This is a genomic window from Streptomyces rapamycinicus NRRL 5491 (assembly GCF_024298965.1).
Classification (GTDB): domain Bacteria; phylum Actinomycetota; class Actinomycetes; order Streptomycetales; family Streptomycetaceae; genus Streptomyces; species Streptomyces rapamycinicus.
This window is the reverse complement of the sequence record NZ_CP085193.1, coordinates 8,216,815-8,231,439: the sequence shown is the minus strand read 5'-3', so window position 1 is coordinate 8,231,439 and position 14,625 is coordinate 8,216,815. Positions and strand designations below refer to the sequence as shown.

Genomic DNA, 14,625 nt, shown 5'->3' with positions numbered 1-14,625 from the left:
CCACCGCCATGACACCGCGCGCCACCGCCCCGGCCACGGCTCCGCGCCGCCCCGGCGCGGGCTCCCGCGCCGGGCTGCGAGCCGGCACCCCGCGCGGCGGGACCGCCCTGCACGCCGGGGCCTGGTGGCTGTGGGCGCTCGGGCTGGCCACCGCCGCGTCCCGGACCACCAACCCGCTGCTGCTCGGGCTGCTCATCGCGGTCGCGGGCTATGTGGTGGCCGTGCGCCGCACGGACGCGCCGTGGGCCCGCTCGTACACCGCGTTCCTCAAGCTGGGTCTCGTGGTGCTGGCCATCCGGCTGTTCTTCGCGGTCTTCTTCGGCTCGCCGATCCCCGGGACGCGGGTGCTCTTCACGCTCCCCGAAGTCCCGCTGCCCCACTGGGCGCAGGGGGTGCGCGTCGGCGGCCGGGTGTCGGCCGAGGGGCTGGTGTTCGCGCTGTACGACGGATTGCGGCTGGCCACCCTGCTGATCTGCGTCGGTGCCGCGAACGCCCTCGCCAGCCCGGCGCGGCTGCTCAAGTCGCTGCCCGGCGCGCTCTACGAGGCCGGGGTCGCGGTCGTGGTGGCGATGACCTTCGCACCCCATCTGGTGGCCGACGTGACTCGGCTGCGCTCCGCCCGCAGGCTGCGCGGCCGCCCCGACCGCGGGGTGAAGGCGCTGCTGCAGGTGGGACTTCCGGTGCTGGAGGGCGCGCTGGAACGCTCGGTGGCCCTGGCGGCGGCGATGGACGCGCGCGGCTACGGCCGCACCGCCCAGGTGCCGCCCGCCGTCGCCCGTACCACCACCGCGCTGACGCTGGGCGGGCTGTTCGGCGTCTGCTGCGGTACGTACGGCCTGCTCACGGCCGAGGGCGCGGGCTACGGACTGCCCCTGCTGCTCGCCGGAGTCGCCGCCGCGCTCGGCGGCCTGTGGCTGGGCGGCCGCCGCTCGGTGCGCAGCCGCTACCGCCCGGACCGCTGGGGCGTACGGGCATGGCTGGTGGCGGGGTCGGGGGCGGCGGTCGCGGCACTGATGATCGCTGCCGCCTCGTACGCCCCACAGGCCCTCCAGCCGTCCGTCGTCCCGCTCACCGCACCGACGCTGCCGCTGTGGCCGGCGGCGGGGGTGCTGCTGGGTCTGCTCCCGGCGTTCGCGGCGCCGGCGCCGGGCCGCGAGCCGGCTCCGGCGAACGAGGCCCCCGCCGCACCGGCCCGAGAGCGGATCCGGCGACACCCGGACCCCGGCACTCGGCCCGCCGGCGACCCGCAGCCGCACCGGCACCCGCAGCCCGACTCCACAACGACCGACCCACACCTGGACGCGGCCCCCGGCCCGCCCCCGGCCGCGGCCCGCGAAGCGGATCCGCCGGACGGCGTGCCCGCCCCCGCCGCGCCCGCCCGAGAGCGAGACCGGCGACGCGACCCGCGCCCCGACACGCCGCCCGGCTCGCACCCGGCAGACGCCCCCGACCACCACCCCACCGCACAAACCCCGCCCGCTGGCAAGCGCGCTGACGCGCGAGCCGAGGCGGGGCCCGAGGAGGGCAGCACGCAGTGATCCGCTTCGAGCAGGTGTCGGTCCACTACGACGGTGCGGCGCGGCCCGCCCTCGCGGGGGTGGACCTGACCGTCCCCGAGGGGGAGCTGTGTCTGCTCGTGGGCCCGTCCGGGGTCGGTAAGTCGACACTCCTCGGGGCCGTCTCCGGTCTCGTACCGCATTTCACCGGTGGCACCCTGCGCGGCCGCGTCACCGTCGCGGGCCGGGACACCCGTACCCACAAGCCGCGCGAACTCGCCGACGTCGTCGGCACCGTGGGCCAGGATCCGCTCGCGCACTTCGTCACCGACACCGTCGAGGACGAGTTGGCGTACGGCATGGAGTCGCTCGGCATCGCGCCGGACACCATGCGCCGCCGGGTCGAGGAGACGCTGGACCTGCTGGGCCTCGCCGAGTTGCGGGACCGTCCCATCGCCACGCTCTCCGGCGGGCAGCGGCAGCGCGTGGCGATCGGCTCGGTGCTCACCACCCACCCCCGTGTCCTGGTCCTGGACGAGCCGACCTCGGCGCTGGACCCGGCGGCGGCCGAGGAGGTGCTGGCCGTGCTGCAGCGGCTGGTGCACGACCTGGGCACCACGGTCCTGCTGGCCGAACACCGCCTCGAACGCGTGGCGCAGTACGCGGACCAGATGATCCTGCTCCCCTCCCCCGGCGCCGCCCCGCTGACCGGCGCACCGGCCGAACTGCTTCCGGTGTCGCCCGTCCAGCCGCCCGTGGTGGCGCTGGGCGGCCTCGCGGGGTGGCCGCCGCCGGTACCGCTGTCCGTACGGGACGCCCGCCGCAAGGCGGGGCCGCTGCGGGAACGGCTCGCGCCGCTCACCCCGCGGGCGGTGGCCGAGCCGCCGCCGGGCGGGCCGGTGGGCGAGGTGGCGCGGCTGTCCGTACGTCACGGCCGGGTGGAGGCGCTGCGCGGGGTGGACCTGACGGTGCGGCCGGGCGAGACGGTGGCGCTGATGGGCCGCAACGGGGCGGGCAAGTCCACGCTCCTGGCGAGCCTGGTCGGGCTGTGCGAACCCGCCTCGGGCTCGGTGCGGGTCGGCCCGGACCGGGTCGTACCGCACCGCACCCGCCCCGCCCGGCTCCTGCGCCAGGTGGGCCTCGTACCGCAGGAGCCGCGCGATCTGCTCTACGCGGACACGGTCGCCGCCGAGTGCGCGGCGGCCGACCAGGACGCGGGCGCCGCGCCCGGCACCTGCCGCGAGCTGGTCGGCCGGCTGCTGCCGGAGGTGGCGGACACCGCCCATCCGCGCGATCTGTCGGAGGGGCAGCGGCTGGCGCTCGCCCTGTCCGTCATCCTCACCGCCCGGCCGCCCCTGCTGCTGCTCGACGAGCCCACCCGCGGGCTCGACTACGCGGCGAAGGCGCGCCTGGTGGAGGTGGTACGCGGGCTGGCCGCGGACGGCCACGCGACCGTACTGGCCACCCATGATGTGGAACTCGCGGCCGAACTCGCCCATCGCGTCGTCATCCTGGCCGATGGCGAGGTGGTCGCGGACGGCCCCACGGCCGAGGTGGTGGTCTCCTCCCCCGCCTTCGCCCCACAGGTGGCCAAGGTGCTGGCCCCACTGCCGTGGCTGACGGTGCCGCAGGTACGCGAGGCAGTGGAGGGAGCGACATGAGCGGGACGGCGCCGAGCGGGCCGCACCGCGCGGAACGGGAAAACGGCGGCGGGACGAAGGCCATACGCCTCGGCCCGCGCTCGGTGGCGGCGCTCGCACTCGTCTCCGCGATCGGTGTCGTCGCCTTCGGCTGGCCGCTGTTCGCACCGGGCGACTCGGGGATCACCACCCACGCCGCCGACGCGCCCTGGCTGTTCGCCGCGCTGCTCCCGCTCCTGCTGGCCGTGGTCGTGGCGACCATCGCCGACACCGGTCTGGACGCCAAGGCCGTAGCGATGCTCGGGGTACTGGCGGCGGCGGGGGCGGCCCTGCGCCCGCTGGGCGCGGGGACGGCCGGGATCGAGCCGATGTTCTTCCTGATGGTGCTGTCGGGACGGGTGCTGGGCCCCGGTTTCGGCTTTGTCCTCGGCGCCGTGTCGATGTTCGCGTCCGCGCTGCTCACGGGCGGGGTGGGCCCGTGGATGCCGTTCCAGATGCTGGCGATGGGCTGGGTGGCGATGGGCGCGGGGCTGCTCCCCGGCGCCGCCCGGCCGCCCGGCCGGGCGGAGTCGCTGCTGCTCGCGGGGTACGGGGCGGTGGCGTCCGTGGCCTACGGAACGGTCATGAACCTCCAGGGCTGGACCCTGCTGCAGGGCATGGCCTCGGGGATCTCCTACGTCCCCGGCGACCCACTCGGCGAGAACCTCGCCCGCTTCGCGGCGTACTGCCTGGCCACCTCGCTGGGCTGGGACCTGCCGCGCGCCGTGGTCACGATGGTGCTCACCCTCACCCTCGGCGGACCGGTGCTGCGAGCGCTGCGCCGCGCAACGCGCCGGGCGGCGTTCGAGGCGCCGGTGGCCTTCGAGGACGGGTAACCGGGCGGGCCCGGCGCGTTGGTCCGCGCCGGGCCCTCGATCACTCCTGCTGGTGGAACGTCAGCTTTGGTGGAAGACGCTGGCGTCCCACTGGGCAACCCACCTGCCGTCACCGAACTGAAGCCCGGCGGTGCACTTATAGGTGTCACCGTCGCAGTTCAGGGCGGTCACCGGCACCGGCGCTGCGGCCTCCCGCGGAGCCTTGACCGTCTTCGCCGACGCGGTGGGCACGGCATTGGCCATCGCCTGGTGGAACACATTGGCGTTCCACTGGGCGACCCACCTGCCGTCACCGAACTGAAGCCCGGCGGTGCACTTGTAGGTGTCCCCGTCACAGGTGAGGGTCGTGACCGGAACCGGGGCCGCGGCACCGCGCGGCGCGTCCGCCGACCGGGCGGCCCGCTGTTGGCTCGCCGGGCTCTGGTGGAATACGTTCACATTCCACTGCGCGACCCACCTGCCGTCACCGAACCGCAGGCCGGCCGTGCATGTGTAGGTATCGCCGTCGCAATTGAGGCTGGTTACGGGGACGGGCGCGGCGTTGGCCGCCGGGGCGACCGCCGTGGCGGCCAGGGCCAGGGCTCCCAGCCCCAGGAACGTACCGGTGAGCATTCGGCGAGCTGACATGTCGTCGCTTCCCTTCGACTCCGGCCACGCAAAGTGCAATTGATGGCAAAACCACCTCAAGTGGCCAATCCGATGACATCCCAGAGATTAGCTGCCCTTCCATACTTTTCATCTGCTCGTACTACATGAACTCATATGCGACATAGCCCCCGTGACGGCGAGGGCGGTCACCGTGGATTGACGATTCCAGGCATACGAAAACGGCGGCACCCCAAGGGGCACCGCCGAGGAATCGTTACCGCCGAAATCCAACCCTAGGATTCCGGTCGATCAGCGCTCGGCCATAGCCATACTCTCGCCGGTGGCGGGGCGCGGCTGGAATCGTCCTCCGGGCTGCGGCCGGGCCAGTAAGGTGCGCCGGGTGAACCAACCTGCTTCCCGTCTCCCGAGCACCTTCCGCCTCATCGTCACGGGGGGAGGCACCGGCGGCCACACGTACCCCGCGCTCACCGCGGTCCGGGCGTTGCAGGCCCGGCTGGCGGCCGAGGGCCGCGCGCTCGATGTCCTCTGGATCGGCACGCCTGACGGACTGGAGGCCCGCGTCGCCCCGGCCGAAGGCATCGCCTTCAAGACGGTCGCGACGGGCAAGATCCGCCGGTCCGCGAACCCGCTCAAGATGATCAGCCCGGCGAATGTCAAGGACATGGCGCGGGTACCGCTCGGTGTCGCTCAGGCCCGCAAGATCGTGTCGAACTTCCGGCCGGATGTCGTCCTCGCGACCGGCGGGTACGTCGCCGTCCCGGCCGGGCTGGCGGCGCGGATGTGCAAGCGTCCACTGGTGCTCCATGAGCAGACCGTGCGGCTCGGGCTGGCGAACCGGAAGCTGGCCGGGTCGGCGGCGCGCATCGCCGTGTCGTCGGAGTCGACGCTCCCGCTCCTCCCGGAGGCCGTACGGTCCGTGGCCGTCGTCACAGGGAACCCGATCCGGCCGGAGGTCCTGACCGGGCATGCCGATAAGGCGGTCACCGCCCTCGGGCTGAGCGGCTTCGACCGGCGGCTCCCGACGCTGTACGTCACCGGCGGCGCGCAGGGTGCGCAGCAGATCAACAACGTGATCCGGGACGCGCTCCCGTGGCTGCTGGAGCGCGCGAACGTCGTGCACCAGTGCGGGCCGGCGAACGTCGAGGCCCTGCGCGCGAGCGCATCGGCGCTCCCGCCGTACCTCGCGGGGCGGTACTACCTCACCGGGTTCGTCGGCCCGGAGCTGCCCGACGTCCTGGCGCTCGCCGACGTCGTGGTCTCCCGCAGCGGCGCCGGCACCCTGGCGGAGCTCACCGCCCTCGGCAAACCGGCTGTGTTCGTACCGCTGGCCTCCTCGGCGGGGAACGAGCAGGCGCACAACGCCCAGCACCTCGAGGACGCCGGCGCCGCCGTCGCGCTCTCCGGGGAGATCACCGCGGCGCGGTTGCAGGCGGCGCTCGGGCCGCTCCTCACCGACCCGGCGCGGCGCGCGGGGATGGCGGAAGCGGCCCGGGCGCACGGACGGCCGGACGCGGCGGACAGGCTCGTGGACGTGCTCCTGTCCGCCGCGTCCGGCGGCTGACCGGCCGGGGCCGTACCTACGGGAGGTGCCGGGGGGGCGCCGTCCTCGTCACCTCCCCGCGTGCCCGGCGATACTGGGCACGTTGCCACCGCCGGGAGACACCCTCACGCACCACACGGGTCAGAACTCGCCGTGGGACTCGTCTCCGACGGCGAGGCCCGCCGGGCGAACGGCCGGAGGCCGACCGCCCCCTACAGCCGCTGAATGATCGTGCCCGTGGCCAGCGCCCCGCCCGCGCACATCGTGATGAGCGCGAATTCCTTGTCCGCGCGCTCCAGTTCGTGCAGCGCCGTCGTGATCAGGCGTGCTCCCGTGGCCCCGACGGGGTGCCCCAGGGCGATCGCGCCGCCGTTCACGTTGACCTTCTCCAGGTTCTGTTCGAAGACCTGCGCCCAGGAGAGCACCACCGAGGCGAACGCCTCGTTGATCTCGATCAGGTCGATGTCCTTCAGGGTCATCCCGGCCTTGCCCAGGACCGCCTTCGTGGCGTCGATCGGCCCGTCCAGGTGGAAGTGCGGATCGGTGCCGACCAGGGCCTGGGCCACGATGCGGGCGCGGGGGCGGAGTTTGAGGGCGCGGGCCATGCGTTTGGAGGCCCACAGGACCGCGCAGGCGCCGTCGGAGATCTGGGAGGAGTTGCCCGCGGTGTGCACGGCGGTGGGCATGATGGGCTTGAGTCCGGCCAGCGCCTCCATGGTGGTGTCGCGCAGGCCCTCGTCCCGGTCGACGGCGCGCCACATGCCCTCGCCGGCTGTCTGTTCCTCCTCGGTCGTGGGCACCTGCACGGCGAAGGTCTCGCGCTTGAACCGTTCCTCGGCCCAGGCGCGCGCCGCCCGCTCCTGGGAGATGAGTCCGAGGGCGTCCACGTTCTCGCGGGTCAGGCCGCGGTTGCGGGCGATGCGTTCGGCGGCCTGGAACTGATTGGGCAGGTCCACGTTCCACTCCTCGGGGAACGGTTTGCCCGGGCCGTGTTTGGAGCCGCTGCCCAGCGGCACCCGCGACATGGCCTCGACGCCGCAGCCGATGCCGACGTCGATGACACCGGTGGCGACCATGTTGGCCACCATGTGGTTGGCTTGCTGCGAAGAGCCGCACTGACAGTCCACCGTCGTGGCCGCGGTCTCGTACGGCAGCCCCATCGTCAGCCAGGCGGTGCGCGCGGGGTTCATCGACTGCTCCCCGGCGTGGGTGACGGTGCCGCCGACGATCTGCTCGACGCAGTCGGGCTGGATGCCGGTGCGGGCGAGGAGTTCGCGGTAGGTCTCGCCGAGCAGATAGGCGGGGTGGAGGTTGGCGAGCGCGCCGCCGCGCTTGCCGATGGGCGTGCGGACGGCTTCGATGATGACGGGTTCGGCGGCCATGGCTGTCTCGTCCTCTCATCGCATCCGCGGGGCTCCCGGCAGCGCCCGCAGTCAGAACTAGTACGCGTTCTAGTTCTTCAGCTCAGTCTGCTGAGACCCGGCCCGGCGGCGCAAGGGTTGTGCAGGGGTTGAGCGGACCAAGGGGGGCATCGATCCCCCGAAACAATGGCCGCGATTTCTCTTGCTACTTGTAGAACCCGTTACTACCTTGCGGACACTTCTGATAGGCCGTCAGATCTCTGGAGTGGCCGATGTCCTGCCCAGCGCTCCCCGAAGGCTTTGACCTCACCGACCCCGACCTCCATCAGCATCGGGTGCCACTCCCGGAGCTCGCCCGGCTGCGGCAGACGGCGCCCGTGTGCTGGATCCCCCAGCCACACGGCGTGGCCGGCTTCGACGACGACGGCTACTGGGCCGTCACCCGCCATGCCGACGTCAAGGAGGTCTCCACCCGGCCGGAGATCTTCTCCTCCCACGCCAACACCGCGATCATCCGCTTCAACGAGCACATCCAGCGCGATCAGATCGACGTCCAGAAGCTGATCATGCTGAACATGGACCCGCCCGAGCACACCAGGGTCCGCCAGATCGTCCAGCGCGGCTTCACCCCGCGCGCCATCCGCGCCCTCGAGGACGCCCTGCGCGACCGCGCCACCCGCATCGTGGCCGGGGCCAGGGAGAGCGGCAGCGGGGACTTCGTCACCGATGTGGCCTGCGAACTGCCGCTGCAGGCGATCGCCGAACTCATCGGGATCCCCCAGCAGGACCGGTCCAAGATCTTCGACTGGTCCAACAAGATGGTCGCGTACGACGATCCCGAGCTGGCCATCACCGAGGAGATCGGCGCCGAGTCGGCCATGGAGCTGATCTCGTACTCCATGAACCTCGCCGCCGACCGCAAGGCGTGCCCGGCCAAGGACATCGTCAGCCGGCTGGTGGCCGCCGAGGACGAGGGCAATCTGGGCTCGGACGAGTTCGGCTTCTTCGTACTGCTGCTCGCCGTCGCCGGCAACGAGACCACGCGCAACGCCATCAGCCACGGGATGCACGCCTTCCTCACCCACCCCGACCAGTGGGAGCTGTTCAAGGCCGAGCGCCCCGCCACCGCCGCCGACGAGATCGTGCGCTGGGCCACCCCCGTGATGTCCTTCCAGCGCACCGCCACCCAGGACACCGAACTCGGCGGACAGCGCATCGAGGCGGGCCAGCGGGTCGGCGTCTTCTACTCCTCCGCCAACAACGACCCCGAGGTCTTCGACGGCCCGGAGGTCTTCGACATCGGCCGCGACCCCAATCCCCACCTAGGCTTCGGCGGCGGCGGACCGCACTTCTGCCTCGGCAAGAGCCTGGCGGAGCTGGAGATCCGGCTGATCTTCAACGCCATCGCGGACACCCTCCCGGACATCCGGCTCGTGGGTGAGCCCCGGCGGCTGCGCTCGGCCTGGCTGAACGGGATCAAGGAGCTCAGGGTGACCTACACGTAAGCTGTTCGTGCCGCGCCAGGAGTCCCGCAACCACCCGGGCGGGAGCACACTGACCGCCATGAGCGAGATGTACGGCCCGCACGGCGCGGCGGGCGGCCGTCGAAGACTCTTCGACTTCATAGCCCTCACCGCCCGCCTCCGTGAGATCGAGCGCGCCAACAAAGCCACCCCGGAGCGCAAGGAGAGCGTCGCGGAGCACTCCTGGCACCTGGCGATGGTGAGCTGGATCCTGCACGCCGAGTTCGAGCGCGAGGCCGGGCAGCGACTCGACCTCACCAAGATGATCAAGCTCTGCCTGATGCACGACCTCGTCGAGATGGACGCGGTGGAGCGGGGCGCCGCGGGCGGTGAGCCACCGCGCTTCGCCTCGCTCCCCGCGCCGCTCGGGGCCGAACTCCTCGCGCTGTGGCGGGAGTACGAGGAGGGCCGTACGCCCGAGGCGTGCCTGGTGCGCGGGGTGGACCGGCTCAACCCCACCCTGATGCGCTGTCTGACCGGCCAGGGCTGGGGCGACATGGCCACCGACAGCCACGCTCCCGTGGACGCCGAGGCGCTGGACGGGCTGCATCTGCCGCGGGTGGCCGTGAGCGAGACGCTGCGCGCGCTGTACGAGGAGATCAGGGACGCCTCGGTGGAGGGCGGACTGCTGCCGCCGTGAGGCCTGCCCGCCCTCCGCCGAGTGCCGCGCGACGCGCGACGCGCGGAACGCCGCTACTTGAACGGCACGTTCACACACGCCACCCGGGCGCCCGCCTGTCCGGCCTTGCCCGACGTGGTGCCCGTCGCATGCTTGTGGATCACCACGGAACGGGCCTCATCGGGCCGGAAGTTCCACTTCACCCAGGACTTGGCCCAGCCCTTGCCGTTGCCCCTGGTGGTGAGGTCCAGCCACACCTCGTTGTGCGGGTTGGCGTACTTCGGGTTGGTCGAGGGCTGCTTGGGGTCCTGCTTGTTCTGGTAGTGCGGCCCCGACGAGTCGGGCTTGGTGCCACACGGCTTCGTGTGGACGTGGATCCCGAAGTGGTGATCGGCCGCGAGACCACGCACGCTGATGAACACGAACGTGCCCTTGTGCATCTTGTACTCGCCGTGGCCCTCACCACCTTCGTGGTGGTTCTTCATGCCCTTGCCGCTCAGCCGCGCCTCCGCGATGAACACCGACGCGGACGTCGGCACCAGCGACTTGTCGTACGTCACCGCACCGGCGGTCTTCGCCTGCGACGCCGGCTGGAACTGGTCGTGGACGAAGACGAAGGGGTGGGGCGGCGCGGCGACCGCGGGTGTCGCGATAGCCATTGAGGCGCCCATCGCGACCGCCGCGGTTACTGCCTTCACCAGGGACATCCTTGATCCCTCCTCGGTCGGGGTCCCCGCTCCCCGTCTCGATTCCCAGGTCCCCCCGTTTAACGCGTTTTCACGCCTTTCCGCCCCCCCTTCTCACCACGCTAGACCCGCTGGTCATGCTGCTCAACGCGAGCCCCGGCCCCCTTTTCGGGGGACTCACCGGCCCCTGGTTGGGTCTTCTCCGCGGGCTCGGCGTCGTCGTGCTGTCCGCCCCGCTGCCGTACCAGCCCCGGGACCAGCCCCCTGGCCCGGGCGACCGCGGCGCCCATCGTCGCCGACAGCGGTGGCGCCTCCTCGTGCGGGCGCCCGCCCACGCCGAGGAACACGTACTGCAGCGCGAACCCGGCCGTGACGATGACCGCGCCGCCGATCGCGTCCAGCACATAGTGGTTGGCGGTGCCCACGATGACCGCCGTCGTCAGCAGCGGATACAGGATGCCGAGCACCTTCGCCCAGAGGTACGGCGCCACGATCGCGATGACCACCCCGCACCACAGCGACCACCCCACGTGCAGCGACGGCATGGCCGCGTACTGGTTGGACAGCTTGGTGAGCGCGCCGAAGTCCGGGTTGCTCAGATCCTGCGGACCGTGCGCGGTGTCCACGTACCCGAGCCCCATCAGCCGCGGCGGGGCCAGCGGGTAGAGCCAGAAGCCGACCAGGGCGAGCAGCGTGGCGAAGGCCAGCGGGGTGCGGGCCCAGCGGTAGGTCGCGGGACGGCACAGATACAGCCAGCCCAGCAGGGACAGCGGAATCAGGAAGTGGAAGGTGCTGTAGTACCAGTTCATGAAGTCTTTGAGCCATCCGGTGTCGGCCACGATGGCGTTGAACCAGTGCTCGATGTCGATGTGCAGCCAGCCCTCGAGGGTGAGCACCTGGTCTCCGTGGCCCTCGGCCACGGCGCGCTCGTCCGGGGCGTGGCCACGGATCCAGGAGTAGGCGAAGTAGCCGACGCGGATCAGCATCAGTTCGAGCATCAGGTTCGGGCGGGACAGCGGCCGCTTGAGGACGCGCAGCAGCGGCACCCAGGCGAAGCGGCTCCTGGCCGGTTCGGCGACCGGCGTCGGCTCGGGGTCGTCCCACCGGGGCGAGGTGCGGGAGAGGAACGGCACCAGACAGGCGGCGGCGAGCGCCGCGAGCAGCGGCGCATTGTAGCCGATATGGCCGAGGATCTCGATGTCGGGCAGCAGCGCGGTGCGGTTGAGCGACATCGCCAGTACGACCAGAACCGGCCACACCAGCCGGTCGGAGCCGCGCCGCCCCACCCGGCCGACCACGGCCAGCAGGATCCACAGCTGCTGGTGGAGCCAGGAGGTGGGCGAGACCGCGAGCGCCACGCTGCCGGTGATGGCGGCGGCGAGCAGCAACTGCCCGTCCCTCGCGTAGCGCACCGCGCGCCGCAGGCCGATCACCGCGACCACGACCCCGAGCACGGCCAGCAGCGCGAGCTCCATCGGGCCCTCGACGCCGATGCGCAGCAGCAGTCCGTGCAGCGACTGGTTGGCCAGGCTGTCGGCGGGGGCGCCGAGCCCGAAGCCGCCGATGTGATGCCCCCAGTACGTCCCCGAGTCGTGCGGCATGGCCGCCCAGGCGAGCGCGGTGCACACGGCGAACGTGGCGCCCGCGAGCACGGCGGCCCGGCGCCGTCCGATCAGCCACAGCAGGACGGCGAACAGCAGCAGCGCGGGCTGCAGTGCCGCGGCCACGCCGATGAGCACACCGGCCTGCCGCCCGGAGGTTCTGGGCAGCACGGTGAGGACGACCAGGAGCACCGGGATGATGCTGGTCTGGCCGAGGGTGAAGGTGTTGCGCACCGGAAGCGACAGCACCAGCAGGCTGATGGCCAGCGGTGCGGCGATCAGCGAGGTGCGGCGGGAGACCGGGCCGGGCAGCGACCGGGCCACGACCAGCCCGAGGACGACCACCAGCAGCAGGGTGCCGAAGGTCCAGGCGACCCCGAGGCTCTGCTCGGCGGCCCGGGTCAGCGGTTTGAGGACGAGCCCGGAGAACGGGGTGCCGGTGAAGGAGTCCCCGTCGTACAGCGACCCGCTGACATGCAGCACACCGCGGTCGCCGATCCAGGTCTCCAGATCGGTCAGCCGCTCATCGGGCGGCAGCCGCAGCACCGCCGCCGCCTGACGGACCGCCAGCACGCCCGCCAGGAGCCACAGGGCCACGAGCCCCATTCTGGTCCGTGACGTCCGCGCCCCTACGGCGCCGGGGGCCGGCCCCGTGTCCGGGCTTCTCCCCAGTCCGCTCCGCTCCACGTTCGCCACGCCGTGCCGCTCCCCCACTCGCCCTCTTCATCTGTCCCGGATGTTTGGAGACCCTACTGAGCCCACTACTCAGACGCGGAATACCCCCTCTTCACCTGACTGTCGTCCGGGGTTGTCCGAAAGATGTCAGGCTTTGACAGGGTCCCTTGCGCTCCGCGAGGGTCCGTATGGTCCGGGCCAATTTCATCAGGGTCACGGGGCGCGCCGCGAATCGGGACTCGCCGCGCGCTGAAATGTTCCCGGCGTCACACCGAAGCACCGTACGAACCAGCGGTGGAAGTGACTCTGGTCGGCGAAACCCGCCTGGGCCGCGGCCTCCGCCGCGCTGCTGCCCGCCACCAGCAGCCCGCGCGCCCGGCGCAGCCGGAGCTGCCGCTGGAAGTCGCTCGGCGCCATCCCGTACGCGGTGCGGAACGCCCGGTAGAGCGCGAAGCGGCTGCACCCGGCGGCCTCCGCGAGCCGTGCCGCCGGGACCTCCTCCGCGTACGCCTCCTCCAGCAGCGCCCTGGCCCGCCGCGCGGCCCGCAGCTGCTCGCCGCTCCCGTCGGCGAGCTCCCGGGCCCACAGCGGCCCGGTGGCCCCGCGCCGCACCATCGCCCCGACGGCCGCGGTCAGCCGCTCGTCCCGCACCAGCGGCCCGGCCCCGCCGACCAGGGCGGTGTGCAGCCGCAGCAGGGCGCGGGGCAGCAGCGGATCGGACACCACGGGCCGGTCGAACAGCGGCAGCGCCGCCCGGCCGTCCGAACTGTCGGCCACATCGGCGAGGACGTTCCGCACCACATCGGGACCTATGTGGACGATGCGGTACTTGTAGCCGAGCTCGGCGGCCGCCTCCCCGTCATGCGGATCGTCGGGATTGAAGACCATCACCATCCCCGCCCCGCTGGTGCGCAGCGCACCCCGGCACCGGAAGCGCTGGGCGCCGACCTCGGTCACGGCGAAGGAGTAGGTGTCATGGCTGTGGGGATGGAAACGATGGCTGAAAAAGTGCGCGTGCATGGCCTCCACGGGCCGGTCGGGATCACGCCAGTACCGGGCCCAGTCCTCCCGGCCCCGCTCCCCTTCTCCGACGGCGTCCACGGATCCATTGTGCCGTGGCGCACGAGCGTTCAAGACCGCAGATCGCGGCAGTGGCGAGAGTGACGGCATGCGCTTCGACACCAAGATCGCCGTCATCGTCCGCTCCGACCTCGCCGACTGGCAGAAGCTGAACGTGACCGCCTTCCTCTCCAGCGGCCTGGCGCACGCCTCGGACGAGATCGTCGGCAAGCCGTACGAGGACGCCTCCGGCAATGTCTACCTTCCGATGTTCCGCGAGCCCGTCCTCGTCTACACCGCCGACACCCCCGCCCTCACCCGCACCCACGCCCGCGCCCTCTCCCGCGACCTGACGATGTCCCTCTACACCGAGGACCTCTTCGCCACCGACAACGAGGACGACAACCGCGCCACGGTCCGCGCCGTCGAGGCCGACGCCCTGAACCTGGTCGGCCTCGCGGTCTACGGGCCGCGCGGCCAGGTGGACAAGGTGACGAAGGGCCTGGCGCTGCACGGCTGAGGGACGGCCGGGTGAGGCGCCGCCGACGGGCGGCAGGGGCTGCGGCAAGATGGGGCCATGAGCGTAGTCAAGATCAATGTGCTGACCGTGCCGGAGGAACAGCGCGAGGTGCTGGAGAAGCGCTTCGCGTCGCGCGCCGGGTCCGTGGAGGGCTCCGACGGCTTCGAGTGGTTCGAGCTGCTGCGTCCGGTCGAGGGGACCGACCAGTACCTCGTCTACACGCGCTGGCGCAGCGAGGAGGACTTCCAGGCGTGGATGGAGGGCCCGATGAAGGCGGCCCACCAGCGCGGCGGTGAGGACGCCCCCCAGCAGAAGCCCGCCGCGTCCGGCTCCACCCTGTGGTCCTTCGAGGTAGTCCAGCAGGCGGCGCCGAAGCAGGGCTGACCCGGACCCCTTGCCGCCACCGTCAGCCCCCTGGCCA

General features: G+C 72.2%; 12 protein-coding genes and 1 pseudogene. 8 read left to right on the top strand and 5 right to left on the bottom strand.

All coding sequences use genetic code 11. The features are described 5' to 3' along the window. Positions 1–8 precede the first annotated feature (8 nt). The 3 genes and pseudogenes from LIV37_RS34445 to LIV37_RS34435 all read left to right on the top strand — a co-directional run. A pseudogene (locus LIV37_RS34445) lies at positions 9–1,157 on the top strand (energy-coupling factor transporter transmembrane component T); the annotation flags it as partial. 377 nt (positions 1,158–1,534) lie between these two features. Continuing rightward, positions 1,535–3,157, top strand: coding sequence for an ABC transporter ATP-binding protein (locus LIV37_RS34440; protein ID WP_020871696.1), 1,623 nt, complete (start codon positions 1,535–1,537; stop codon positions 3,155–3,157). Beyond that, positions 3,154–4,011 carry an ECF transporter S component gene (locus LIV37_RS34435; RefSeq protein ID WP_020871695.1) on the top strand — a complete coding sequence of 286 codons (858 nt, stop codon included), beginning with the start codon at positions 3,154–3,156 and terminating at the stop codon, positions 4,009–4,011. Before LIV37_RS34440 ends, LIV37_RS34435 begins: the two co-directional genes overlap by 4 nt. A gap of 60 nt (positions 4,012–4,071) precedes the next feature. Here the strand turns inward: LIV37_RS34435 and LIV37_RS34430 are convergent, their stop codons facing one another. Next, the gene (locus LIV37_RS34430) at positions 4,072–4,638 is read right to left on the bottom strand and encodes a hypothetical protein (protein ID WP_243146111.1); all 567 of its coding nucleotides are present in this window, start codon (positions 4,636–4,638) and stop codon (positions 4,072–4,074) included. Between the two features lie 361 nt (positions 4,639–4,999). Here LIV37_RS34430 and LIV37_RS34425 point away from each other — a divergent pair, with 361 nt between their 5' ends. After that, positions 5,000–6,181, top strand: coding sequence for a UDP-N-acetylglucosamine--N-acetylmuramyl-(pentapeptide) pyrophosphoryl-undecaprenol N-acetylglucosamine transferase (locus tag LIV37_RS34425; protein ID WP_020871693.1), 1,182 nt, complete (start codon positions 5,000–5,002; stop codon positions 6,179–6,181). A 191-nt stretch (positions 6,182–6,372) separates the two neighbouring features. Here LIV37_RS34425 and LIV37_RS34420 read toward each other — a convergent pair whose 3' ends face one another. Next, positions 6,373–7,542, bottom strand: coding sequence for a steroid 3-ketoacyl-CoA thiolase (locus LIV37_RS34420; RefSeq protein WP_020871692.1), 1,170 nt, complete (start codon positions 7,540–7,542; stop codon positions 6,373–6,375). A gap of 251 nt (positions 7,543–7,793) precedes the next feature. On the opposite strand from LIV37_RS34420, the gene LIV37_RS34415 reads away from it, so the two are divergent. Beyond that, entirely contained in the window at positions 7,794–9,026 is a 1,233-nt protein-coding gene (locus tag LIV37_RS34415; protein ID WP_020871691.1) for a cytochrome P450, read from the top strand. Positions 9,027–9,084: 58 nt separating this feature from the next. Further along, positions 9,085–9,684, top strand: a complete 600-nt coding sequence (locus LIV37_RS34410; protein ID WP_121825094.1) for an HD domain-containing protein — start codon at positions 9,085–9,087, stop codon at positions 9,682–9,684. Positions 9,685–9,737: 53 nt separating this feature from the next. On the opposite strand, the gene LIV37_RS34405 is transcribed toward LIV37_RS34410, so the two are convergent. The 3 genes from LIV37_RS34405 to LIV37_RS34395 all read right to left on the bottom strand — a co-directional run bounded on the left by LIV37_RS34405 (position 9,738) and on the right by LIV37_RS34395 (position 13,645). Further along, a complete protein-coding gene (locus LIV37_RS34405; protein ID WP_020871689.1) occupies positions 9,738–10,370 on the bottom strand; it encodes a superoxide dismutase family protein in 633 nt (210 codons plus the stop codon). 101 nt (positions 10,371–10,471) lie between these two features. Continuing rightward, positions 10,472–12,556 (bottom strand): bifunctional glycosyltransferase 87/phosphatase PAP2 family protein, encoded by a 2,085-nt coding sequence (locus tag LIV37_RS34400; protein WP_020871688.1) that lies wholly within the window; start codon positions 12,554–12,556, stop codon positions 10,472–10,474. Between the two features lie 282 nt (positions 12,557–12,838). After that, positions 12,839–13,645, bottom strand: coding sequence for an AraC family transcriptional regulator (locus LIV37_RS34395; RefSeq protein ID WP_243146263.1), 807 nt, complete (start codon positions 13,643–13,645; stop codon positions 12,839–12,841). 148 nt (positions 13,646–13,793) lie between these two features. On the opposite strand from LIV37_RS34395, the gene LIV37_RS34390 reads away from it, so the two are divergent. Together LIV37_RS34390 and LIV37_RS34385 are read left to right on the top strand one after the other, a co-directional pair. Then, complete coding sequence (locus tag LIV37_RS34390; protein ID WP_020871686.1) at positions 13,794–14,204, top strand: DUF2000 domain-containing protein; 411 nt, start codon at positions 13,794–13,796, stop codon at positions 14,202–14,204. Positions 14,205–14,261: 57 nt separating this feature from the next. After that, a complete protein-coding gene (locus LIV37_RS34385; protein WP_020871685.1) occupies positions 14,262–14,588 on the top strand; it encodes an antibiotic biosynthesis monooxygenase family protein in 327 nt (108 codons plus the stop codon). Positions 14,589–14,625 lie beyond the last annotated feature (37 nt).